The organism is Achromobacter marplatensis (assembly GCF_002209535.1).
GTDB classification, from domain to species: domain Bacteria; phylum Pseudomonadota; class Gammaproteobacteria; order Burkholderiales; family Burkholderiaceae_B; genus Achromobacter; species Achromobacter marplatensis.
This window is the reverse complement of record NZ_NJIG01000017.1, coordinates 25,455-47,158: the sequence shown is the minus strand read 5'-3', so window position 1 is coordinate 47,158 and position 21,704 is coordinate 25,455. Positions and strand designations below refer to the sequence as shown.

The 21,704-nt window shown below is 65.4% G+C and carries 21 protein-coding genes and 1 pseudogene; 12 read left to right on the top strand and 10 right to left on the bottom strand.

What is annotated here, in order from left to right; genetic code table 11:
* Positions 1-16: 16 nt before the first annotated feature.
* Together CEY09_RS26315 and CEY09_RS26310 are read right to left on the bottom strand one after the other, a co-directional pair.
* On the bottom strand, positions 17-196 hold the full coding sequence (locus CEY09_RS26315) for a hypothetical protein (RefSeq protein WP_088590864.1): 180 nt from the start codon (positions 194-196) through the stop codon (positions 17-19).
* Between the two features lie 64 nt (positions 197-260).
* The gene (locus CEY09_RS26310; protein ID WP_088590863.1) at positions 261-1,043 is read right to left on the bottom strand and encodes a BON domain-containing protein; all 783 of its coding nucleotides are present in this window, start codon (positions 1,041-1,043) and stop codon (positions 261-263) included.
* A 290-nt stretch (positions 1,044-1,333) separates the two neighbouring features.
* Between CEY09_RS26310 and CEY09_RS26305 the strand changes: the two genes are divergently transcribed.
* Positions 1,334-1,885 (top strand): DUF4142 domain-containing protein, encoded by a 552-nt coding sequence (locus tag CEY09_RS26305; RefSeq protein WP_088590862.1) that lies wholly within the window; start codon positions 1,334-1,336, stop codon positions 1,883-1,885.
* A gap of 87 nt (positions 1,886-1,972) precedes the next feature.
* The gene (locus tag CEY09_RS26300; RefSeq protein ID WP_143219581.1) at positions 1,973-2,260 is read left to right on the top strand and encodes a hypothetical protein; all 288 of its coding nucleotides are present in this window, start codon (positions 1,973-1,975) and stop codon (positions 2,258-2,260) included.
* Between the two features lie 63 nt (positions 2,261-2,323).
* Here the strand turns inward: CEY09_RS26300 and CEY09_RS26295 are convergent, their stop codons facing one another.
* The 3 genes from CEY09_RS26295 to CEY09_RS26285 all read right to left on the bottom strand — a co-directional run bounded on the left by CEY09_RS26295 (position 2,324) and on the right by CEY09_RS26285 (position 6,041).
* Positions 2,324-4,144 carry a glycoside hydrolase family 15 protein gene (locus CEY09_RS26295; protein WP_088590908.1) on the bottom strand — a complete coding sequence of 607 codons (1,821 nt, stop codon included), beginning with the start codon at positions 4,142-4,144 and terminating at the stop codon, positions 2,324-2,326.
* Between the two features lie 4 nt (positions 4,145-4,148).
* Positions 4,149-4,967: a glucose 1-dehydrogenase gene (locus CEY09_RS26290; protein ID WP_088590860.1), complete on the bottom strand. Its 819-nt coding sequence runs from the start codon at positions 4,965-4,967 to the stop codon at positions 4,149-4,151.
* Between the two features lie 183 nt (positions 4,968-5,150).
* Positions 5,151-6,041 (bottom strand): helix-turn-helix transcriptional regulator, encoded by an 891-nt coding sequence (locus CEY09_RS26285; protein WP_234818406.1) that lies wholly within the window; start codon positions 6,039-6,041, stop codon positions 5,151-5,153.
* Between the two features lie 117 nt (positions 6,042-6,158).
* On the opposite strand from CEY09_RS26285, the gene CEY09_RS26280 reads away from it, so the two are divergent.
* The 4 genes from CEY09_RS26280 to CEY09_RS26265 all read left to right on the top strand — a co-directional run bounded on the left by CEY09_RS26280 (position 6,159) and on the right by CEY09_RS26265 (position 9,758).
* Positions 6,159-7,403, top strand: a complete 1,245-nt coding sequence (locus CEY09_RS26280) for an MFS transporter (protein WP_088590858.1) — start codon at positions 6,159-6,161, stop codon at positions 7,401-7,403.
* A gap of 148 nt (positions 7,404-7,551) precedes the next feature.
* Positions 7,552-8,388: an alpha/beta fold hydrolase gene (locus CEY09_RS26275; RefSeq protein WP_088590857.1), complete on the top strand. Its 837-nt coding sequence runs from the start codon at positions 7,552-7,554 to the stop codon at positions 8,386-8,388.
* 298 nt (positions 8,389-8,686) lie between these two features.
* Positions 8,687-9,109: a GreA/GreB family elongation factor gene (locus tag CEY09_RS26270; RefSeq protein ID WP_088590856.1), complete on the top strand. Its 423-nt coding sequence runs from the start codon at positions 8,687-8,689 to the stop codon at positions 9,107-9,109.
* Positions 9,110-9,128: 19 nt separating this feature from the next.
* Positions 9,129-9,758 carry a Rossmann-fold NAD(P)-binding domain-containing protein gene (locus tag CEY09_RS26265; RefSeq protein WP_088590855.1) on the top strand — a complete coding sequence of 210 codons (630 nt, stop codon included), beginning with the start codon at positions 9,129-9,131 and terminating at the stop codon, positions 9,756-9,758.
* A 24-nt stretch (positions 9,759-9,782) separates the two neighbouring features.
* On the opposite strand, the gene CEY09_RS26260 is transcribed toward CEY09_RS26265, so the two are convergent.
* The 5 genes from CEY09_RS26260 to CEY09_RS26240 all read right to left on the bottom strand — a co-directional run bounded on the left by CEY09_RS26260 (position 9,783) and on the right by CEY09_RS26240 (position 15,497).
* On the bottom strand, positions 9,783-10,157 hold the full coding sequence (locus CEY09_RS26260; RefSeq protein ID WP_006223500.1) for a tautomerase family protein: 375 nt from the start codon (positions 10,155-10,157) through the stop codon (positions 9,783-9,785).
* A 139-nt stretch (positions 10,158-10,296) separates the two neighbouring features.
* Positions 10,297-11,553, bottom strand: a complete 1,257-nt coding sequence (locus tag CEY09_RS26255) for a quaternary amine ABC transporter ATP-binding protein (protein ID WP_088590854.1) — start codon at positions 11,551-11,553, stop codon at positions 10,297-10,299.
* A complete protein-coding gene (locus CEY09_RS26250; RefSeq protein ID WP_006223502.1) occupies positions 11,550-12,407 on the bottom strand; it encodes an ABC transporter permease in 858 nt (285 codons plus the stop codon). The genes CEY09_RS26255 and CEY09_RS26250 overlap by 4 nt, the downstream gene beginning before the upstream one ends.
* Positions 12,408-12,702: 295 nt before the next feature.
* On the bottom strand, positions 12,703-13,704 hold the full coding sequence (locus CEY09_RS26245) for an ABC transporter substrate-binding protein (RefSeq protein ID WP_006223503.1): 1,002 nt from the start codon (positions 13,702-13,704) through the stop codon (positions 12,703-12,705).
* Between the two features lie 524 nt (positions 13,705-14,228).
* Positions 14,229-15,497 (bottom strand): class I SAM-dependent methyltransferase, encoded by a 1,269-nt coding sequence (locus tag CEY09_RS26240; RefSeq protein WP_088590853.1) that lies wholly within the window; start codon positions 15,495-15,497, stop codon positions 14,229-14,231.
* 207 nt (positions 15,498-15,704) lie between these two features.
* Between CEY09_RS26240 and CEY09_RS26235 the strand changes: the two genes are divergently transcribed.
* From CEY09_RS26235 to CEY09_RS26210, 6 genes and pseudogenes are all read left to right on the top strand, one after another.
* Positions 15,705-16,853, top strand: a complete 1,149-nt coding sequence (locus CEY09_RS26235) for a Bcr/CflA family multidrug efflux MFS transporter (RefSeq protein WP_088590852.1) — start codon at positions 15,705-15,707, stop codon at positions 16,851-16,853.
* Positions 16,854-17,200: 347 nt separating this feature from the next.
* Positions 17,201-17,437, top strand: coding sequence for a 50S ribosomal protein L28 (gene rpmB, locus CEY09_RS26230; protein ID WP_006223506.1), 237 nt, complete (start codon positions 17,201-17,203; stop codon positions 17,435-17,437).
* Positions 17,438-17,474: 37 nt separating this feature from the next.
* The gene (gene rpmG, locus CEY09_RS26225; RefSeq protein ID WP_003810296.1) at positions 17,475-17,642 is read left to right on the top strand and encodes a 50S ribosomal protein L33; all 168 of its coding nucleotides are present in this window, start codon (positions 17,475-17,477) and stop codon (positions 17,640-17,642) included.
* A gap of 187 nt (positions 17,643-17,829) precedes the next feature.
* On the top strand, positions 17,830-19,059 hold the full coding sequence (locus tag CEY09_RS26220; protein WP_006223507.1) for an ABC transporter substrate-binding protein: 1,230 nt from the start codon (positions 17,830-17,832) through the stop codon (positions 19,057-19,059).
* Positions 19,059-20,932, top strand: a pseudogene (locus CEY09_RS26215) (ABC transporter permease). Before CEY09_RS26220 ends, CEY09_RS26215 begins: the two are co-directional and overlap by 1 nt.
* The gene (locus CEY09_RS26210; RefSeq protein WP_088590851.1) at positions 20,929-21,687 is read left to right on the top strand and encodes an ABC transporter ATP-binding protein; all 759 of its coding nucleotides are present in this window, start codon (positions 20,929-20,931) and stop codon (positions 21,685-21,687) included. The pseudogene CEY09_RS26215 and the gene CEY09_RS26210 overlap by 4 nt, the downstream one beginning before the upstream one ends.
* Positions 21,688-21,704: the final 17 nt, after the last annotated feature.

The following is a 21,704-nucleotide window of genomic DNA, read 5'->3' as shown; positions in this document are numbered from 1 at the left end:
GGCCGATCGTCGCGATTCAGGGTTTGCTGCGCGCGCCTCCACCCCGGTTACGCTGGCTCTGCTGATCCTGCCCCGTCCCGATCTGCGAGACGTGGCCTTGCTTCTTCGTGCGGTTTTGCGTGTCGCCGTGACTCGCTTGCGATTCGCGGGGAGTGTCGTCGGCGGTCGGATCGGGTTTGTTCGGTTTGGTTTTCATAGCGTCTTTCCTGTTCGTTGCGATAGCGGGGTGCAGCGCGTGGTGGGCGGGAATTTCTATTGCGTCATGTCGCCGCCGGTTCCTTTCCCCCCACGCCGGCAATCCGGATCCGGTTGTCGACGTCCTGCACGCCGGCGCATGCGTCCGTGCAGTCTTCAATGCGATGCTTGGTGCGGCGGTCTCGCACGGTTCCCTCCAGTGTCACGCAGCCATCCGCCACGGCCACCGACACGTCGCTCACGTCCAGGCCGCTGTGGGCCAAGTGCTCGCACACGTTTTCCCGGACGCGTTCATCAGAGCGCGTATAGCCTTTGGGATCCGTCCGCCGCGAACCGCGGTCGCGCCAGGCGGTCGGCCCGCAGTTGTAGCCACCGCGCTCCGCGGTTTCGAAAGACGCTTCCGGCTCGTCCGCCCATTGCGGGCGGTCGCCGTAATAGCCGCCTTCCTCGTCGCCGTAAGAAGTGGGGCCGCTATAGGAGGGGCTGCCCGATCCGTACACCTGCTCTCGCTGGTACGACGGGTCCTGGTTCCTGAAGCCGCCATAGCTGCTTTGGCCGGGGTCCGCGCTGCGGCTGCGTACGCCTCCCCGGGTTTCACGGGTACCGGGCGCGCGGCTCGTGCCTTCGCCCTGATATCCGAACGAAGGTGCCGGGTCGCGCCACGGCTCCTGGTCCCCCGCACCCGCATGCTGCTGGCGCCGCACGTCGTTGACGGAATCCCGCGGCGCCTGCCTGCCGGACCGGCCGGGCTGCTGCGCCTGGCGGTAGGGGTCGCGGGTGTTGCCACTGCCGGGATCCCGGTTGAAGTCGTCCTCATCCCGCCACGGATATCGTTGGTCATGGTTCATGTCGAGCCTCCTGGGAATAGCGATATTTCCCCTTTGCGCAATGTCTCCACGCGGGGAACTCGGACACTGGACCAGCAAGCGTTGTGCCACCCGTCGCGGTGCAGCAATGCCCCGGGCAACCCCGCCCGGGAACGTGGGCCACCGGGCATTTCTTACAAGCGCCGCAGGAAGTACCGGGAGAGCTTTCGCGCGTGCCCGGCACGCCCGGGCACGCTACTTGCTAAGCCTTCCGGACGACCTACCCCCCCTGCCCGCCTCGCGGGCACCGTGCGCCGCCTCCGGAGACATTCATGAATACTCGTTATCTCACCGCCACCCTGCTTGCCGTCGCGGCACTAGGAAGCGGGCCTATCGCCATGGCCCAGACGGCTACCCCGCCGATGGCGGCGGAGTCAAAACTGGACAGTAAAGATCGCGATTTTCTGGAAAATGCCGCGCAGGCCGGGCATATGGAAGTCGAAGGCAGCAAGCTGGCCCTTGAGAAAGCCCGTAGCGCAGAGGTCAAGACATTTGCGCAGAAGATGATTGACGACCACGGCAAGGCTGGCCAGCAATTGGCCGCCCTGGCCAAGAAGAAGGGCTATGACGCCCCTACCGAACCGTCCCTGGTGCAACAGGCAAAGTTGAAGACCCTGGGCCTGCGCGACGACGGCTTCGACAAGGCTTATGCCGAGAGCATCGGCGTTTCGGCCCACGAGGACGCCGTCAAGCTCTTCCAGGAGGCGTCGAACCAGGCAAAGGATCCCGAGATCAAGCAATTTGCCACCGAAACGCTTCCGACACTTGAGCAGCATCTTCAAATGGCCAAGTCGCTGGAACAAAGCGTGAAGAAGGCGCCTTAAGCAGGCATGCCCGCCAGACATGCACACGGACCGGGGGAGACTTCGGTCCCCGATCAAAGTTTCACTTGCTCGACAGCGGTGATCGCCATGAATTCCCCCCAACCTGCCTTAACGTCGACCCCGGCTGGCAACATCATGATCGTTGTCCGCATGGGGCCGGAAAGTTCGATAGGCCAATATGCCGACCCACGCGATGCCGCCAATGACGGCATCTTGCCCCCGCCGCCGGACGGGCTGCCGGTGCCGGTGGTCCATGCCGTGCAAGCCCCTCACCGAATGCGGGTTCCGCTCGCGATCGCCTTGGCCGCAATGCTGTGGATACTGGGCACGATTCTCTTGCTGACGCTTGCCCTGGCCTACCAGCTCATGGCCTGAGACGGCCATGGGCCGCGGCATGCCGGTGCTGGGCGGGATGGATTGCGCGGCGGACGCGCTGGCTTATTCCTGCGGCGCGTCGCGGGACGAACGCTGGTGCGCCGTCCCGCCGGCGGCGCTCAGGTTATAGGCGGTATTGACCAACCCGATGTGCGAAAAGCCCTGGGGGAAGTTGCCCACCAGCCGCTTGCGCGCCACGTCGTACTCTTCGGCCAGCAGCCCGAGGTCGTTGCGTAATGACAGCAGGCGGCCAAACAGGCGGTGCGCGTCGTCCAGCCGGCCTTGCATGATGTAGGCGTCGGCCAGCCAGAAGCTGCACGCCAGGAACACGCCTTCGTCGCCCGGCAGCCCATCGTCGCTATGCTGCGTCGAATAGCGCAGCAGCAGGCCATCGCGCAGCAGTTCGCTTTCGATGGCTTGCACGGTGCCGGTCACGCGCGGGTCGTCGGCGGGCAGGAAGCCCACCTGCGGAATCAGCAGCAGGCTGGCGTCCAGCGCCGTGCCACCGTAGTACTGCACAAACGTATTGCGCTTGGCGTCATAGCCATGCGTGCAGATATCGGTGCGGATCTCGTCAGCCAGCGCCCGCCAGCGGTCCACGGGGCCTTCCAACCCGAAGCGCTCGCAGGATTTCACGGTGCGGTCCAGCGCCACCCAGCACATCAGCCGCGAGTGCGTGAATGCGCGGCGCGGCCCCCGCACTTCCCAGATGCCATGGTCAGGCTCGCGCCACAGGTCCTCTAGCGGCGTGAGCAACACCTTCTGCATGCGCCACGCTTCGGCCAGCGGGGCCAGGTCGGCCACGCGCGCGGCATGCAGGGTCTCGATCAGTTCGCCATACACGTCCAGCTGCATCTGCCCGGCCGCGGCATTGCCCAGCCGCACGGGCGCGCTTGCCTCATACCCGGGAAGCCAGGGGATGTCGTGTTCGGGCAGCCAGCGCTCGCCGGAAATGCCGTACATGATCTGCAGCTGGTTGGGATGGCCGGCCGCCGCCCGCAACAGCCATTGCCGCCAGGCCTCGGCTTCTTCCCGATAGCCGGCATTCAACAACGCATACAAGGTCAGGGCGGAATCGCGCAGCCAGCAATGCCGGTAATCCCAGTTGCGGCTGCCGCCCAATTGCTCGGGCAGCGACGTCGTGGGTGCCGCGACGATGCCCCCGGTAGGCTGAAAGGTCAGCAGTTTCAAGGTGATCAGCGATCGCACGACAGCGTCTCGCCGTTCCCCCGGGCCATTTTCCCAATGACAGCGCTTGGCCCATTCGCGCCACCACGCGATGGTGCGGTCCATGCTTTCCAGGCGGTCCGGCACGAAATGCGGCGTCTTGTGCGAACGGTGATACGACAGGGTGAAGGGCACGGTCTCGTCCTGCCGCACGGTGAATTCGGCCACGCTCTTCATGTCGCGGCCGGTGAGCGGCACGGCCGTATGCAGCTCGACGGCGTCCGGCCCGGCTATGGCGCTCAGCCCGTAATCGCGCCGGCGCACCCAGGGAACCGCCTGCCCGTAGTTAAAGCGCAGCGTCAATTCCATCCGCATGTCCACGCGGCCCGATACGCCCTGCACGATACGCACGACGTCCACCCGTTCTTCATCATCGCTAAGCGGCATGAAGTCGTAGACGCGCACCACGCCGTCCGGCGTTTCATGGCGCGTTTCCAGCACCGCCGTTTCCGGCAGGTAGCGACGCGTGGTGATCGCGTCGGGAAAGCTGGGCGCCAGCAGCCAGCGGCCATGGCTGTCGTCGCCCAGCAAAGCCGCGAAGCACGCCGGGGAATCGAAATGCGGCAGGCAGAGCCAGTCGATGGAACCGTCGCGCGCCACCAGCGCAGCCGACAACATGTTGCCGATCAAGCCATAGTCTTCAAGGGGCTTGGACATCGGATCAACCCGCGCCGCGAAAGGCGGCATAAAGCGTCATGCCGCCGTCCACGAACAAGGTTGACCCCGTCACGTAGTCGGAATCGTCGCTGGCCAGCCACGCCACGGCACGCGCCACGTCTTCCGGCTCTCCGATGCGGCCGTACGGAATCAGCTTGAGCAGCGACGCCAGGCTTTCCGGCGTGTTCCAGGCGGGCGCATTGATGGGCGTGCGTATCGCCCCGGGGGCCACGGAATTGACGCGGATCCTCATCGGCGCCAACTCTTGCGCCAGCGACTGCATCAGCAGCGACACGCCGCCTTTGGACGCCGCATAGTTGGACTGGAACGCCCACGGAATGACTTCGTGGACCGAACTGATGAATATGATCTTGCCCGCCGCCGTGTCAGCGGGCGGCTGGGGCGTGCGGTTCAGGAATGCCCGTACCGCAGCGCGGGCGCAGAGGAACTGGCCCGTCAGGTTGGTGTCGATCACCTTTTGCCATTGGGCCAGCGTCATGTCCTGAATGGCGGCCGGCTGTTCGATGCCGGCGTTGTTGACCAGTATGTCGACGCCCTGGAAATGATCCTCGGCCACGCGGAACAGATGCTCGACGTCTTCCTCACGGTTGATATCGGCTGCCGCGGTGACGGCCTGCCCGCCTGCGCTCGCGATTTCCTGCGCCACCTCTGCGCCGCGCCGCGCGGAGTCTTCATTGGGCCGGTGGTTCACCACCACCCGCGCGCCCGCCGCCGCCAATTCCAGGGCAATACCGCGCCCGATTCCGGAATTGGCGCCGGTGACGACCGCCACGCGTCCCGACAGATCCACTGCATGCCGCATGCTGCTCTCCTTGCGGCGAGCGGGTCCGGTGTTGCTGACTGGCGGATCCACGAGCGCCGCTTTCGATAGCCAAGCTTGCAGCTTAGTCCCGGACCGTCGTGGCTACAACCATTGACGGTGTCAGGACAGCGTCACGGCCACGCAGCTGGCGGCTGGGGGCGGCAACGCTACCCGATCGATCGCCTATGCCCCGCCCTTTAGCCAATTCCCGGGCGTGCTCCCACGATGCGCCTTGAACGCCTTGATGAAATGGCTAAGGCTTGCGAAGCCGACGCTATAGGCGGTATCCGTGACCGAGCAGCCGCGCTTCAACAGGCTTTCCGCCGCATCCATTCTTGCCCCCAGGAGGCAAGCGTGCACCGACTGGCCATATAGCGACAGGAATCCCGCCTGCAGGCGTTTTTCGCTAAGGCCCACGGATTGCGCCAGCTGGCGCACGGTCTTGCAGTCCGCGTAGTGGCGCTGAATGCGGTGGTAGGCCTCGGCCAGCCGGCGGCGGTCGGCGGGTTGGGGCAGCGCACGATGGCCGTCGTTCACGTGCTTGAGCGTCAGCGCCAGGGCCTCGTTGGCCTTGCCCTGCAGGTACAGCGCGGCGATCTCGCTGCGGTCGTGGCGCCAGCTCAGGATCTCGCCGGCGATGCGCGCGATGCAGGACCATGCCGGCAGCACCGCCAGATGCGCGCCCCTGTCCGGCACGCTGGCATCGTCGGCCAGCATGCCGCCAGGGGCAGTCAGCAGCACCTGCTCCCAGATCGGACGCACGGCATCCGACGAAAACCGGATGTCGACGGTGCGGATCGCGCGCCGGCCTTTGAATTCGTCCCACCCAGTCACCAGGGCGTCGGTGGAATGCAGGATCACGGTGCCCGGTTTGACATGCAACGGGGCGCCCCCCTCGAAGCCCAAGCCGAACTGCCCTTCCAGGATGATCGCCAACCCCATGCTGGGGACAGCGGTGCCCTCGACGGCCCAGTCGGTGACGGGGGTGCCGTCATAGCAGCCGATGGACACGCCGCCCGCCAGTTCGTGTTCCGTGCGGATGTCAGCCCAGTCAGGCGGCATCAGACGCAACATGTCCTCCGCAGTCAGCGGACCGTCGGTCGCGCGGGTCGTCCGAAGCTGATAGCCCATATTTCCTCAATTCCGCCATCGCCGGCGCAGATTCGCTAGCGCATCCACGTCCAGGTGAAGATGATAACGGTTTTCATCCTCATCAAAGACGCCGCCTTGAACCCCACCCCGCTTTCCGCCCGCAGCGAAGCCGCTGCCCTGTTCGTTTTCAATATGCTGTGCTTGACCGCCATGATGGCGTTCGTGCCCGTGATCGGCCCCGTCGTGCGCGGCCTGGGGCTGGCGGAATGGCACGGAGGCCTGGTCGTCACCGTGGCCGGCCTGCTCTGGATGCTGATGGCGCGTTACTGGGGCCGCCGCAGCGACCGCGTGGGGCGCCGGACCACGCTGCTGCGCGCGGCCGCCGGCTACATCGTCAGCTACCTGCTGCTGGCGTGGGCGCTGGACCGGATGTTGGCCGAACCGCCCTCGCCATGGGTCGCGCTGGCGGCGTTGCTGGTCCTGCGCGGCCTGATCGGCGCGTTCTACGCGGCCATGCCCGCCGTCAGCGCCGCGCGAATCGCCGACATCACCGCGCCTGAGCAGCGCGGCGCCATGATGGCCAAACTGGGCGCCGCCAACGGCGTCGGCATGGTCCTGGGCCCTGCCATCGGCGGGCTGCTGGTCAAGGACAGCCTTATCGTTCCGTTGTACCTGGCCGCCGTCCTGCCGGTGCTGGGCACGGCATGGTTGATGCTGCGCCTGCCATCCGACGCGTCGCACGCGCCCCGCGGCACGCCGCCGCTAAAACTGTCCGACCGGCGCCTGCGGCTGCCGCTTGCCGCCATGCTGCTGGCGATGAGCGGCGTGATCACCGCGCAGATGATCGTGGGCTTCTACGCCATGGACGCCCTGCACCTGGAAGCCGGCCCCGCCGCGCGCGTCGCAGGCATCGCCATGGCCACGGTGGGCATCGTGCTGATCCTGGTGCAGCTTGCCCTGGCTCGCGCCCGAAAAATGAATGCCGCACGGTGCCTGGCCGCGGGCGCCTTGCTGGCCAGCACGGGCTTCTTCTTGATCGCGGTGCTGCCGGGCACGGCCGGCTTCCTGCTCAGCTATGCGCTGATGGCCGCAGGCATGGGGCTGGTGTTCCCGTCGATCCAGACCTTGGCCGCAAACGCCGTCAGTCCGGAAGAACAGGGTATCGCGGCCGGCTCGGTCACCGCGGTCCAGGGCATGGCGATGGTGATCGTGCCGTTGGCTTGCACGCTGCTGTACGGGCTACGCCCTTGGGTGCCCTACGTGGTGGCCGCCAGCCTGTTGCTGCTGCTGGCGGTGGCGGCCCTCGGCCAGATGCGGCGGATGGCTGCCACCGGCCAGGCGTAATACCCCGCCAAGGTTGATTTCATCCAAATTTGCTTGATAACGTACAAGCTCCGGGTCGCCATGCCGGCTACGCTGCAGGATGGCTGGCGCCAGGGCCCGGCCATCCCCGCGGTTCCCCTCCCCCTGCCTCTTCCCGGAGTCACTGACCATGAGCACCATCACTACCCCCGACGGCGTGCAGATCTATTTCAAGGACTGGGGCCCCAAGACGGCCCAGCCCATCATGTTCCACCACGGCTGGCCCTTGTCCAGCGACGACTGGGACGCCCAGATGCTCTACTTCGTCGCCAAGGGCTTTCGCGTCATTGCGCATGACCGCCGCGGCCACGGCCGTTCCAGCCAGGTCAGCGATGGCCACGACATGGACCACTACGCCGCCGATGCGTCCGCGGTGGCCGAGCACCTGGATCTGCGCAACGCCGTCCACATCGGCCATTCGACCGGTGGCGGAGAGGTGGCGCGCTATGTCGCCAAGTTCGGCCAGCCGCAGGGCCGGGTCGCCCGGGCCATCCTGGTGAGCGCCGTGCCGCCCTTGATGGTCAAGACCGATGCCAACCCGGGCGGCACGCCGATCGAGGTATTCGACGGTTTCCGCGCGGCGCTGGCTGCGAACCGCGCCCAGTTTTTCACAGACGTGGCGTCCGGCCCCTTTTACGGGTTCAACCGCCCGGGCGCGCAAGTGTCGCAAGGCGTCATCAATAACTGGTGGCGGCAAGGCATGATCGGCTCGGCCAAGGCGCATTACGAGGGCATCAAGGCCTTTTCGGAAACCGACCAGACCGAAGACCTGAAGGCCATTACCGTCCCCACCCTGGTCATGCACGGCGACGACGACCAGATCGTGCCCATCGACGACTCTTCCCGGCTGTCGGTCAAACTGCTGAAAAACGGCACGCTGAAGGTGTATGCGGGCTTTCCGCACGGCATGCTGACCACGCATGGCGAGGTCATCAATCCCGACCTGCTGGCCTTCATCAAGGGCTGATCTGCCAATGGCCTATATACTTGGCTGTTGCCGACAGCAGATTGGGCGCCCACCGCGCGACAACCTGCGTCGCAACGACGCTTGAACCCGCCCGCGTGGGCGCTCCCCGGAACAGGGTGCGTATCCGCCGTCCACCGTGACGGCGGCGCCCCCCTTCAGACCGGCTTCAATCGATACGCTTCGTTGCGGCGCTGCTTGACCTTCTTTTCCCGATAGCGCTGTCACTACCTCCATCGCCCCACCCGTGCAAGCCTGAAAAGTCTCTGCCGAGGGGGCCATACGTCTAAGAAGAATCGACATGAACGCCTTGCCGCAAGACAAACTGATCACCGCCCTGGACCACGCCCGCCTGCTGGGCATGATCACCCGCCCCGGCAGCGCCGCCGGCCTTTCGCGCGATGCGATCGACGCCACGCAGGACATTCTGGATTCCGCGCCCATCATCACCCTTGAAGACGTCACGCCGGACATCGTGACGATGCGCTCGCGCATGCGCCTGCTGAACGCCAACGGCGACGAAATGATCGTTACTCTATGCTATCCGGCCGACGCGAACCTGGCGCAAGGCCAGGTTTCGGTGTTGTCGCCGCTAGGGCTGAGCCTGATCGGCTCGCGCCAGGGCCAGCGCATCACCTGGACCGCCCCCAATCAGACCGAGCATGCCGCCACGATCGAAGAGATCGTCTATCAGCCCGAAGCGGCGGGCGACACCACGGCGTAACGCCAACCCGGAGTCTTCCATGAAGCTGCTTCTGATCGGATCGACCGGCCTGGTCGGCCGCCACGTGCTGGACCAGGCCCTGGCCGATCCGCGCGTGACGGACGTGATCTCGATCGCCCGGCGCCCGCTGCCGGCGCACCCCAAGCTGCAGTCTCCCGTGGTCGACTTCGACCGCCTGCCGCACGACGCCGACTGGTGGCGCGCCGACGCCGTGATCTGCACGCTGGGCACAACCATGCGCGCCGCAGGTTCCGAAGCTGCGTTCCGCAAGGTCGACCACGACTATCCGCTGGCCGTGGCCAGGCTGGCCCGCCATCACGGCACTTCCGCCTATGTACTGAACTCGGCCATCGGCGCCGACGTGTCGTCGCGCTTTTTCTACAACCGGGTCAAGGGCGAGTTGGAACGTGACTTGGCCGGCCTGGACTTCGCGTCGCTGACCTTGGTGCAGCCCGGATTGATCGGCGGCCGGCGCGCCGAGTTCCGGCTTGGCGAACGCGCCGCCGTCGGCGCACTGACGCTACTGGGCCCGCTGCTGCCGCGCCGTTGGCGGATCAACCCGGCCCACGCAATCGCGCAGGCGATGCTCGAGGCGGCCATCAACGCGCCGCCCGGCATGCACGTCATCACGTCCGACCAACTGGCCTGACGCGCCCCGCTCGGCGCGCCCCGCTTAGCGACCGGCGGCCTTGGCGCTGATGCCGTTGGCCACGCCCATGTCCACCTTGGGCACGTCGCGGATCAGCACCCGCACGTCTTCGCCCGAAATATCGATGCTGGTGCAGACGGCCTGGTTCACCGCGGCAATCAGCGCGGCTTTCTTGGCTTCGTCACGCCCTTCGATCAGCGCCGCGTCCACCCGCACCATGCGCTTGCCGATTTCACCGGCCACGATCACGTTTTCAGCAGGCACTTCCTGCAGCACGATGCGCACGCTGGGCAGCGGCGCGGCGATGCTTTCCACTACGGCGTTGGAAACGGCTTTCAGCAACGCGGCCTTTTGGGCGGCCGAGTGGCCTTGCAGGATCTGGACATTCAAGATTGGCATGACGGCTTCCGATTTTTCGAATAGCAGGAGTCCGGCCGAACTGACCGGCCAGCCATCATATAGCGACTTTGCCCGCGTGCAAGCGATTGCAGGCGGGCAAAGTCCGGGCGCCGGGCGCCCTATCGCGGTGCCGATGCGGTCAGGCCGCTTCGCCCCGGTGCTCGGGAGCGGGCTGGGCTTCCAGCTCGCTTGGGGCGCCTTCCGGCGACGCCGCGGTTTCGGTCAGCGCCGGGGTCACCAGCTCGACGACCTTCTTGCGCGACAGCATGCCAAGGAACTCGTCGTCCTCGCCCGTGACGGCAACCGGCTGGTCGCTGTGCACCAGTTGCGCCAACACTTCACCCAGGCCCGCCGTAGCCGGCACCGACGCCAGGTCTTCGACAAAGCGCGACACGTCGCGTGCGCCTTGCTGGATGGCTTCCTCGGCCGCCTTGGCCGTCAGCACGCCTGCCAGGCGCTTGCCGTCCAGCACCGGCGCATACTCGTAGTCCATCGCCCGCATGCGGTCGAGGGCGTGCGCGGGACGCGAACGCATGGTCAGCGTCAGGCGCGCCGGATTCACGGCGTGCGTGGCGTTGAGCACCTTGGTGCGGTTCACGTCCTGCAGGAACGACTGAACGTAGTCATTGGCCGGGTTCAGCAGGATGTCTTCCGGCGTGCCTTCCTGCACCAGTTCACCGTCCTTGAGGATGGCGATGCGGTTGCCCAGGCGCAGGGCCTCGTCCAGGTCATGCGTGATGAACACGATGGTCTTGTTCAGCTTGGCCTGCAGCTGCAGCAGCTGATCCTGCATTTCACGGCGGATCAATGGGTCCAGCGCCGAGAACGCTTCGTCCATCAGCAGGATTTCGGCATCGGTCGCCAGCGCGCGCGCCAAACCCACACGTTGCTGCATGCCGCCCGACAACTGATGCGGATACTGGTTTTCAAAGCCGGCCAGACCTACTTGCTCCAGCCAGTCGCGGGCGCGCTTCTCGCGTTCCGCCTTGCCCACGCCTTGCACGGTCAGGCCGTACGCGGCGTTGTCCAGCACCGTGCGGTGCGGGAACAGGCCAAAACGCTGGAACACCATGCTCATCTTCTTTTGGCGGAAGACTTCCAGATCGCGCTTGTTCAGGCTCACCACGTCCACGCCGTCGACCAGGATGTGGCCGGCGCTGGGCTCGATCAGGCGGTTGAAGTGGCGGATCAGCGTCGACTTGCCGGAACCCGACAAGCCCATGATGACATAGATGCTGCCCTCTTCAATCGACAGGCTGATGTCGCGCAGGCCCAGCGTGTGGCCGCTTTCGGCCAGCAGCTGTTCCTTGCTCATGCCATTCTGGGCGGCTTGCAGCCATTTCTTCGGATGCGAACCGAAGACCTTGTAGATGTTCTTGACCTCGATCTTGCTCATCGCTGGCCTCCCATGCGCATGCGCTGTCCATACGATTGCGTGATCCGGTCGAACAGCACGGCCAGCACCACGATACCCAAGCCCGCCAGCAGGCCGCGGCCCACTTCCAGACGGTTGATCCCCAGCAACACTTCATAGCCCAGGCCGCGTGCGCCGATCATCGACGCGATCACCACCATCGACAACGCCATCATCGTGGTCTGGTTGATGCCGGCCATGATGTTGGGCAAGGCCAGCGGCAACTGCACGCCGAACAATTGCTGGCGCGGATTGGCGCCGAACGCGCGCGAGGCTTCCAGCACTTCCCGATCAACCAGGCGGATGCCCAGGTCGGTCAGGCGGATCAGCGGCGGCACGGCGTAGATCACGGTGGCGATGATGGCGGGGATCTTGCCCAGGCCGAACAGCATCACAACCGGAATCAGGTACACGAAGCTGGGCATGGTCTGCATCACGTCCAGCACCGGCAGCATGATGGAGCGCAGCCAGTTCACGCGCGCCATCAGCACGCCCAGCGGAATGCCGATCAGCACCGACAAGCCGGCTGCCATGATCATCAGCGCCAGCGTCTGCATGCCGGCGTCCCACAGGCCCAGCACGCCGATCACGCACAACAGCGCGCCCATCGCCAGGCTCAGGCCGATGCGGCGGCTGACGCCCCACGCGATGGCCACGGTCACGGCGACCACCGCCCACCAGGGCGAATTGCGCAGCAGTTGCTCCAACCACACCAAGGCGTGCAGGACCGGCTGAGACAGGGTCTCGAGCGTGTCCGCGTAATTGGTGACCAGGTGATCGACGAACCCGTCGATCGCCGCCCTTACCTGACGGGCGGGAATAATTTCAGGAAACATTGTTTCGACTCCATTCTGGGGCGCTTACGGCAGCGGTCGCCGCCGGATAGTCCGAAAGACCGGATGTCCAGGCAGCCAAGCGGCCTCGTTGAGGCAACCAGGCGGCCGGACGGACGGCGCCAACGGCTTGCGTCCGGACGCGGGCGTCCGGCAAACAGCCATCCCAGGGGAAAAAGCCCAGGGCAACTTGCCCGCACGGGGCTTTTTCCCTTGAGGCGGCCCGACAAGCCGGAAGACTTTCCTGCTGGCCGGGCCGGCACGCGCCGAAGCGGCGCGAGGCCTGCACCACGATGCGTTACAGCGCGCTTTGGACGCGCCCGGCGACGTCGGCGGGGACCCACTTGGTCCAGACGTCGGGCTTGTTCTTCAGGAACCACTTGGCCACGGTGCTGGAATCGTCGCCCGACTCTTCCATGTGGGCCAGCGTTTCATTGATCACCGGCAGCGGCACCGACACCTTGGCCAGGAAGGCGGTCAGGGTGGGCGCTTCTTCGGAGAACTTGGTGTTCACCGCGGTGAAGACGGGATTGTCGGGATAGGCGCTCGGCTCGGGGTTCGCGCACTTGGACGACGTCAGGCACTTGTGCTTTTCGGCGTCAAAGGGCGGCATGTCCAGCTTGACGAGATCCATCGCGCCGACGAGCGGCGTGGGCGACCAGTAGTAGAAGACCACGTTCTGCTTGCGCTTGTACGCCGACATCAGCGCCGCCTTCTGCGCCGCGCCCGTGCCGGGCGAGTACAGCGTGTAGCTGTCGTCCAGCTTCAGCGCGTGGAACAGGTTGTTGCTGGTGATCTCGCAGCCCCAACCCGCCGGGCAGCCATAGAAGCGACCCTTGCCGGGCTCTTCGGGGTCCTTGAACTTGTCCTTGAACTTCGGCAGATCGGCCGCGGACTTCAGTTCGGGCAGGCGTTCGGCGGTGTAGCGGGGGATGTACCAGCCTTCGGCGCCCATGTAGAGGTCGCCGATGCGTTTGACGCGGCCGGTCTTTTCGGCGCGATCCCAGGGATCGGCCACACTGTTCAGCCAGATTTCGGTATTGATATCCAGGTCGCCGCGCTCCAGCGCGGCCAGGGCGGGCAAGGTTTCCGTCGGCAGGGTCTCGGTCTTGCAACCGTAGCCCTTTTCCATGATGAAACGTTCGACATCAACCAGGACCAGGTTGGATTCCCAGTTCATGGCGCCGAAATTGACCGGACGCTTGATTTCGCATTGCGGTGCGTCGGCGGCTTGGGCCGCGCCGGCAAACGCAAACAGAACGGCCGCGGCGGCCAGGGTCTTGACAGGGGTAAAACGCATTTGGCTTTTGCCTCCATAGGTTCAGGGACACACGCCGGGTCTGGCCCGGAAGTGCCATGGAGCTAAGGGGGTTGTGCGGAAGACGGGCAGAACCGCCAATACAAACCGACACTAGCGACAAGAAAATCCGCAAGCGGTGCGGAATCTTGCTAAGACAGGAGCTTCAAAAACTAGGTTTTTGAAAACCCGCAGAAAGTGAACAAACTGAACGAAGAAGGCAGCATCTTAAACGAAATTGCTGCGCCGCCCAACCCTCAGCCTGAACAAAACAGATACATTCCTGGCAAAAAAGCTACGGGATAACCCCCATCGACTAGAGGGGGATTACGAAATTCCCCTAAGAAAACTCGCTCTCAAACCATAGATACATTCAGTAAATATTTTGTTCTTATTAATACGTACTGCGCGTTCCAGAAGGGCCGAAAAGCGCGGTTTCGGCTTCCTGAAATGGGGGTTTTCGATCCATTTTCAGCCTGTGTTCAGCTAAAACGTCCGCTGGGTCGGCCCGGTACCGCATGCAACCGTCAGCGGTCAGCGTCGCCGCCATACATATAGTCGCGGCGCCACGGATAGGAGAGGTCCGCCGGATGGTCGAGCTCGTCCGGACGGCCAGTCGCCGGGGGCTGGCCCAAGATCTGATGCAAGGCGATCCAGCCGTGCTCGAACGCCATGGCGCAGCCGGCCAGGTACAGCCGGTACGCCCGCAGCGACCGCGCGCCCTGCTCGCCGCCCAGCACCTGCGCGGCCTCCGGCAAACGGGCCTCCAGCGCATCGCTCCACGCCCACAACGTGCGTGCGTAGTGCGGCCGCAGGTTCTCCACGTCCACCTCTTCCAGCCCGCCATTGGTCATGGCTTCCATGACGACACTGATGTGGGTCAGTTCGCCGCCGGGGAAAATGTACTTTTCGATGAACTCGCCCATCCCGTTGCCCAGCTCGGGGTTATAGACTCCGGCCGCGGTTATGCCATGGTTCATGATCAGGCCGCCCGGCTTGAGCAGGCGGCGCAGCTTGGCGAAATAGCCTTCAAGCTGCGCCCGGCCCACGTGCTCGAACATGCCCACCGACGCGATCTTGTCGTAAGGCGTGGATTCGTCCAGCTTGCGATAGTCCAGCAATTCCATACGGACCCGGCCGGCCAGGCCTCTTTCCTGGATCAGTTTCGTGACGTGCGCGTGCTGGTTGCGCGACAGCGTGATGCCCGTGGCGTCCACGCCGTAGTTTTCGGCGGCCCACAGCAGTAATCCGCCCCACCCCGCCCCCACGTCCAGAAAACGCTCGCCCGCGTGCAGCCGCAGCTTGCGGCAGATGTGATCGAGCTTGGCCTCCTGCGCCTGGGCCAGCGTCATGTCCGGCGTGCGGTAATAGGCGCAGGAATAAACCCGGCGCGGATCCAGCCACAGGGCGTAGAAGTCGTCGGACAGGTCGTAATGGAATTCGATCTGCTTGGCGTCGCGCTCCACGGAATGCCGCCATACCGACATCACCTTGCGGACCAGCTCCGTCAGCCAGCCGCCGCGCGCGGCATCGACCGGCGACCCCGGCAGCAACGCCGACGCCGCGGCCATCACATCGCGCATATTGCCTTCGATGTCGATGCGGCCTTCCACATAGTCCTGCCCCAGAACGCCCACGGCGCCTTCGGCCAGGTGGGCGAGCGCCGTCTTGTCGTGCGCCACGAAGCGGACGCGCGGATCGGGCGGCCCCAGCACGGCGCCGTCAGGCAAAACCAGCTGGACAGGGACGGGCAAGGCCTCAAGCTTGCGTTCCACAACAGATAGCAAAGGATTCACGACTTCTCCTCTGAGTACTTTACGGACGCTCACGACTGTATCGGAAAACAGCTGAAATTTGCGTGTCAGGTTACCCGTGATACAGTCGCTGGCTTGGCGCAAAACCGTGCAATCCAACGCATGCGCGCCCTGTCTCTGCGTTTTACCGCGACCACCATGCCCCCATCACCAGTTTCCCGCAGCAGCCTGCCCGGTTGGCTCATTCTCATGGGCGCGCTGACGGCGATCGGCCCGTTCGCCATCGACATGTACCTGCCCGCGTTCCCGACCATTGCGGCGAACCTGGGCGTGCCGCGCGGCGACGTCGAACGCACGCTGGCGGCCTACCTGATCGGCCTGGCGCTGGCACAGGTGTTCTACGGCCCGATGGCCGACCGCTTCGGCCGCAAGCCGCCGCTGATGGTGGGGCTGGCGTTGTTCATGGTGGCATCCCTGGGTTGCGCCCTGTCGGGTTCGGTCGAGGCGCTGACGGGCTGGCGCGTCGTGCAGGCCATGGGTGGCGCGGCCGGCATCGTGATTCCCCGCGCGGTCATCCGCGACCATTATGAAACCCATGAGGCGGCGCGCGCGATGTCGCTGCTGATGCTGATCATGGGCCTGGCCCCGATTCTGGCGCCGCTTGCCGGCGGCCAATTGCTGGCGATCGCCTCTTGGCGCAGCCTGTTCTGGATCATGCTGGCCGGCGGCGCCATGCTGATGCTGGCGGTGGCGAAGATCATGAAGGAATCGCTGGCCCCCGAACGTGTCGTGCCGCTGCGCTGGAGCACCATCCTGCGCAACTACCGCGACCTGTTCGCGCATCGCGGCTTCATGGCGCACAGCCTGGCGGGCGGCTTCGGCCAGGCCGGCATGTTCGCCTACATCATCGGATCGCCACGCGTCTTCATCGAACTGTACGGCGTGCCGCCCCAGTATTACGGCCTGCTGTTCGGCACCAACGCGCTGTCGCTCATCATCTGCTCGCAAATCAGCGCCCGCCTGCTGCGCACCTACAAGCCCCGCCAACTGCAGCGCAAGGCCCTGACCTCGCTGGCCATCGCAAGCCTTGCCGCCGTGGCGCTGACGCTGGCCGGCTGGATGACGCTTCCGCTGTTGATGCTGTGCCTGATCGCCTACATGGGCAGCCAGGGCTTCGTGAACCCGAACTCGGCAGCGCTGGCGCTGTCGGACCAGGGCAAGCGGCTGGGCGCCGCGTCCGCGTTACTGGGGACACTGCAACTGTCTTGCGGCGCGCTGGCCGGTTTCGCCGTCAGCGCCTGGCAAACGGACAGCGCCTTGCCCCTGACGACCACGCTGGCCAGCTGCGCCTGCCTGTCCTGGATCTCGGGCCGTGTCGCGCAATCGCACACGAACTGAGCCGGCCGCTTGATTTGCTTGGCTTTTTCGTATTAGAATCTAAGTCTTCACAAGAAGTTTCCCGTGCCGGACTACTATGCTTTGTAGTTCAGCACTCTGACCCCAACCGCGTAGCGTTGAGAAATCCGGTCAAGGAATTCATCAGGAATTTCTAGCAGGATTTCAGCGGGTGGCAGGCAGCGGGTATAAGCACGGGCGGATCCCGATCCCCCTCATCCACTAAGACTGGGTGGCCGGCACAGGCAGCGCAACAGGCAACACATTGCGCTTCCCACACAGCCCGGCGGCTAAAACCCTGTCTACCCCCCAAGCGATGCGCGAAAAGAACGACATAAAGAGGTGCATCCATGGCACGCGTATGCCAAGTGACCGGCAAAGGCCCGATGGTGGGCAACAATGTTTCGCACGCAAACAACAAGACCAAGCGTCGCTTCCTGCCGAACCTGCAATCGCGCCGGTTCTGGGTTGAAAGCGAAAACCGCTGGGTCCGCCTGCGTGTTTCGGCCAAGGCCATCCGCACGATCGACAAGAACGGCATCGACGCCGTCCTGGCCGACATGCGTGCCCGCGGCGAAATCGCCTAATCGGCCTCCCCTACAATCACCATACTAGGAGCACGACATGGCCAAAGGTATCCGCGAAAAGATCAAACTCGAGTCGACTGCCGGCACGGGTCATTTCTACACGACCACCAAGAACAAGCGCAACATGCCCGAGAAGATGCTGATCAAGAAATTTGATCCGGTCGCTCGCAAGCACGTTGACTACAAGGAAACCAAGCTGAAGTAATTCAGCCGGTTTTCTGGTAAGTCTAAAAGAGCCCTGCCTTGCAGGGCTTTTTTTATTGCCAGGCCGCCCCAAGCAGGGGGAAGCGTCTATTGCCGCCCGGCAAAGGCGCGTGTTTCAATTGGCCGCAACCCGCAGCGCCCCGTGCCGCGCGGCGACGCCCGATCCCTCTTGCCTGCGATACCCTGCCATGCTTCGTCCCAGCCTTACCCTGCTGCGCCGCGCCGTTGCGCCCGCACTCCTGGCCCTGGCGCTGACTCCGGTCGCCGTAGCCGTCGCCAAAGACAAGGAACCGCCGATCCGCATCGGCGAGATCAACAGCTACAAGGCCATCCCCGCCTTCCTGGGCCCCTACAAGAAGGGCTGGCAGCTGGCGCTTGAGCAGGTCAACGCCGAAGGCGGCGTGCTGGGCCGGAAACTGGAAGTCATCTCCCGCGACGACAACGGCAACCCCGGTGATTCCGTGCGTGCTGCCCAGGAACTGCTGGCACGCGAGAAGGTCGAGCTGCTGTTCGGCGGCTTCCTGTCCAACACCGGGCTGGCCCTGACCGACTTCGCCAAGCAGCAGCAGGTGTTCTTCCTGGCCGCCGAGCCGCTAACCGACAAGATCACCTGGCAGGAAGGCAACCGCTACACCTACCGATTACGGCCTTCCACCTGGATGCACGTCGCCGCGCTGGCGCCCAAGGCGCTGGCCTTGCGCAAGAAGCGCTGGGCCATCGTGTACCCCAACTACGAGTACGGACAATCCGCCGTGGCCACGTTCAAGGCCATGATGAAGTCATTCCAGTCCGACGTGGAATTCGTGGCGGAACAAGCCGTGCCGCTGGGCAAGGTGGATGCCGGCGCCGTGGTACAGGCCTTGGCCGACGCCAAGCCCGACGCCATCTTCAACGTGCTGTTTGCTGCCGACCTGACCCGATTCGTGCGCGAAGGCAACACGCGTGGCCTGTTCGAAAACCGCGCAGTCGTGTCGGTGCTGTCAGGCGAACCGGAATACCTGGAACCGCTGGGCGCCGACACGCCGACGGGCTGGATCGTCACCGGCTACCCCTGGTACGCCATCGATACCCCCGCCAATAACGCCTTCGTCGACGCCTACAAGAAGCGCTACAACGAAACGCCCAAAGTGGGCTCGGTGGTGGGCTATGCATCGCTGATGTCCATCGCCCAGGGCCTGAAGGCCGCGGGCGAGGTCGACACCGAAAAGCTGGTCGACGCCTTCGCCGGCCTGAAGGTGGACACGCCCTATGGACAGATCCAGTACCGCAAGATCGACCATCAATCGACGATGGGCGTCTACGTGGGCGTGACGGCCGTGGAAGACGGCAAGGGCATCATGAAGGATTTCGCCTACATCGACGGCGCGCGCTTGCAGCCGCCTGACGAACAGGTCCGCAAGATGCGTCCGGCGCACTGATGAGCCTGTCCGGGCTGCTGTCGCAGCTGCTTAATGGCCTGGCGGACGCCAGCGCGTTGTTCCTGGTTGCCGCAGGCCTGTCGCTGATTTTCGGCGTGACCCGTGTGGTGAATTTCGCGCACGGTTCGTTCTACATGCTGGGCATCTACCTGGCCTGGACGTTCACCACGTATTTCGGCGACGGCGCCGGCTATTGGGCCGGCTTGCTGCTGGCCGCGCTGGCTACCGGCCTGATCGGGGCGGCCGCCGAATGGCTGGTGCTCAAGCGGCTATACCAGGCGCCCGAACTGTTCCAACTGCTGGCCACGTTCGCCCTGGTGCTGATCATCGGCGACGCCGCGTTGGCGATCTGGGGCCCGGAAGACCTGTTTGCTGCGCGCGCCCCCGGCCTGTCCGGCGCCGTGCAGATCCTGGGCCGGCGCTATCCACAATACGACCTGCTGCTGATCGCCGCCGGCCCGGTGGTACTGGGCCTGCTATGGCTGCTGCTGATGCGCACGCGCTGGGGCCGGTTGCTGCGTGCCGCCGCTGAAAACCGCAGCATGCTGGCCGCGCTGGGCGTGAACCAGGCCTGGCTGTTCACGTCCGCCTTCACCCTGGGCGCGTTCCTGGCCGGCCTGGGCGGCGCATTGGCCGCGCCTCGGGTGCCCGCCACCCTGGGCCTGGACCTGGAAATCATCGCCAGCGCCTTCGTGGTGGTGGTGGTGGGCGGCCTGGGGTCGATACCCGGCGCGTTCCTCGCCGCACTTCTCATCTGCTCGGTCAAAGCCGTGTTCGTGTTCCTGGGCCAAGTCCAGATCGGGCCCTGGCTGTTCAACCTGTCCAAGCTGACGCTCTTGGCCGAATTTGCGGTGATGGCCGTGGTGCTGGTGGTGCGGCCCTGGGGCCTGCTGGGCAAGCCGCCGGCGCCCGCCTCGCACGCGGGCGCGCCGGAACGCCCCATCGCCCCCGCGGGGCGTCGCCTGCGCCTGGCCTACGGCTTGCTGCTGGCCTTGCTGGCGCTGGTTCCCGTCGCCGCGCTGTACTGGCCGTATCTGGGCATCCTGATGACCGAGATCCTGATCGCCGCGCTGTTTGCGGCCAGCCTGCACTTTCTGACGGGGCTCGCCGGCATGACCTCGTTCGGCCACGCCGCCTGGTTCGGCCTGGGCGCCTATGGCGCCGCGCTGCTGCTGAAACTGGCCGCCGTGCCGATGGAGGCCGCGCTGCTGCTGGGTCCTTTCGCCGCCGCCTTCGGCGCGCTGCTGTTCGGCTGGTTCTGCGTGCGGCTGTCCGGCGTGTACTTGGCCATGCTGACACTCGCCGTGGCGCAGATCCTCTGGGCACTCGCCTACCAATGGGATGACGTGACGGGCGGCAGCAACGGCCTCATCGGCGTTTGGCCGTCGTCCTGGCTGGCGCAGGGCCCCTGGTTCTATTACCTGACGCTGGCGCTCTCCGCGGCAGGCATCGCCTGGCTGCGCCGCCTGGCGTTTTCACCGCTGGGCTACGCATTGCGCGGCGTGCTCCCTCGATGCGCGCCGAAGCGCTCGGCATGGAGACCCGGCGCGTGCAATGGGCAGGCTTTGTCGCCGCATCCTTCGCGGCCGGGCTGGCCGGATCGCTCTACGCGTTTTCCAAGGGCAGCATCGCGCCCGACGTGCTGGCCGTCAGCCGCTCGGTCGACGGGCTGGTCATGGTGCTCTTGGGCGGCCTGCAGACGCTGGCGGGTCCATTGGTGGGCGCCGCCGCCTACACCTGGCTGCAGGACGTGGCGGCGCGCAGCACCGAGTACTGGCATGCTGTGCTGGGCCTGGCCATTCTGGCGCTGGTGATGGCGTTTCCCGAAGGCCTGGCCGGCGCAGCCGCACGCTTGGGCAGGAGACGCGCATGACCTCGGTAAATGCCTTGCTCCAGGTCGACGCGCTGCGCAAATCGTTCGGTGGCATCGATGCGCTGGCCGGCGTTTCCTTCACGCTGGAAGCGGGCAGGATGCTGGCGCTGATCGGCCCGAATGGCGCCGGCAAATCCACCTGCTTTAACGTGCTGGGTGGGCAACTGCGCCCCGATTCCGGATCCGTCCGCCTGGACGGCCGCGAACTGGTGGGCCTGTCCGCCGGCAAGATCTGCAGGCTGGGCGTGGGCCGCACCTTCCAGACGGCCGCCACCTTCCGCTCCATGACCGTGTGCGAAAACGTGCAGACGGCCCTGCTGTCGCGCGATCGCTTGCTGTTCAATCCCTGGCGCCGCGCCGCCCGCCATGCCGTCGAAGAAGCCATGGCCTTGCTGTCGCAAGTGCAAATGGCGGACAAGGCCGAGGCCGCCTGCGGCACGCTGGCGTATGGCGACGTCAAACGGGTGGAACTGGCGATGGCACTGGCGCACCAACCGCGCTTGCTGCTGATGGACGAACCCACGGCCGGCATGGCCACCAACGAGCGGCATGCGCTGATGCGGCTGACGCGCCAACTGGCCGACACGCAACGCATTGCCGTGCTGTTCACGGAACACAGCCTGGACGTGGTGTTCAAGCACGCGGACCGCATCGCCGTCCTGGTGCGCGGCGCCCTGATGGCCGACGGCGAACCCGCCGCCATTGCAGCGGACCCTCGCGTGCGCGCCGCCTACCTGGGCACCGAAGCCCCCTGAAACCGGCGCGCGGGCGG

What these genes read in the sequence shown, in the direction of transcription:
- CEY09_RS26300 (WP_143219581.1), top strand. Translation starts at nt 1,973, where the DNA reads ATGAATTCCCCCCAACCTGCCTTAACGTCGACCCCGGCTGGCAACATC.
- CEY09_RS26245 (WP_006223503.1), bottom strand. Translation starts at nt 13,704, where the DNA reads ATGCGTTTTACCCCTGTCAAGACCCTGGCCGCCGCGGCCGTTCTGTTT.
- CEY09_RS26265 (WP_088590855.1), top strand. Translation starts at nt 9,129, where the DNA reads ATGAAGCTGCTTCTGATCGGATCGACCGGCCTGGTCGGCCGCCACGTG.
- CEY09_RS26260 (WP_006223500.1), bottom strand. Translation starts at nt 10,157, where the DNA reads ATGCCAATCTTGAATGTCCAGATCCTGCAAGGCCACTCGGCCGCCCAA.
- CEY09_RS26255 (WP_088590854.1), bottom strand. Translation starts at nt 11,553, where the DNA reads ATGAGCAAGATCGAGGTCAAGAACATCTACAAGGTCTTCGGTTCGCAT.
- rpmG (WP_003810296.1), top strand. Translation starts at nt 17,475, where the DNA reads ATGGCCAAAGGTATCCGCGAAAAGATCAAACTCGAGTCGACTGCCGGC.
- CEY09_RS26315 (WP_088590864.1), bottom strand. Translation starts at nt 196, where the DNA reads ATGAAAACCAAACCGAACAAACCCGATCCGACCGCCGACGACACTCCC.
- CEY09_RS26295 (WP_088590908.1), bottom strand. Translation starts at nt 4,144, where the DNA reads ATGTCCAAGCCCCTTGAAGACTATGGCTTGATCGGCAACATGTTGTCG.
- CEY09_RS26310 (WP_088590863.1), bottom strand. Translation starts at nt 1,043, where the DNA reads ATGAACCATGACCAACGATATCCGTGGCGGGATGAGGACGACTTCAAC.
- CEY09_RS26235 (WP_088590852.1), top strand. Translation starts at nt 15,705, where the DNA reads ATGGGCGCGCTGACGGCGATCGGCCCGTTCGCCATCGACATGTACCTG.
- rpmB (WP_006223506.1), top strand. Translation starts at nt 17,201, where the DNA reads ATGGCACGCGTATGCCAAGTGACCGGCAAAGGCCCGATGGTGGGCAAC.
- CEY09_RS26285 (WP_234818406.1), bottom strand. Translation starts at nt 6,041, where the DNA reads ATGTTGCGTCTGATGCCGCCTGACTGGGCTGACATCCGCACGGAACAC.
- CEY09_RS26250 (WP_006223502.1), bottom strand. Translation starts at nt 12,407, where the DNA reads ATGTTTCCTGAAATTATTCCCGCCCGTCAGGTAAGGGCGGCGATCGAC.
- CEY09_RS26210 (WP_088590851.1), top strand. Translation starts at nt 20,929, where the DNA reads ATGACCTCGGTAAATGCCTTGCTCCAGGTCGACGCGCTGCGCAAATCG.
- CEY09_RS26290 (WP_088590860.1), bottom strand. Translation starts at nt 4,967, where the DNA reads ATGCGGCATGCAGTGGATCTGTCGGGACGCGTGGCGGTCGTCACCGGC.
- CEY09_RS26305 (WP_088590862.1), top strand. Translation starts at nt 1,334, where the DNA reads ATGAATACTCGTTATCTCACCGCCACCCTGCTTGCCGTCGCGGCACTA.
- CEY09_RS26270 (WP_088590856.1), top strand. Translation starts at nt 8,687, where the DNA reads ATGAACGCCTTGCCGCAAGACAAACTGATCACCGCCCTGGACCACGCC.
- CEY09_RS26275 (WP_088590857.1), top strand. Translation starts at nt 7,552, where the DNA reads ATGAGCACCATCACTACCCCCGACGGCGTGCAGATCTATTTCAAGGAC.
- CEY09_RS26220 (WP_006223507.1), top strand. Translation starts at nt 17,830, where the DNA reads ATGCTTCGTCCCAGCCTTACCCTGCTGCGCCGCGCCGTTGCGCCCGCA.
- CEY09_RS26280 (WP_088590858.1), top strand. Translation starts at nt 6,159, where the DNA reads ATGATAACGGTTTTCATCCTCATCAAAGACGCCGCCTTGAACCCCACC.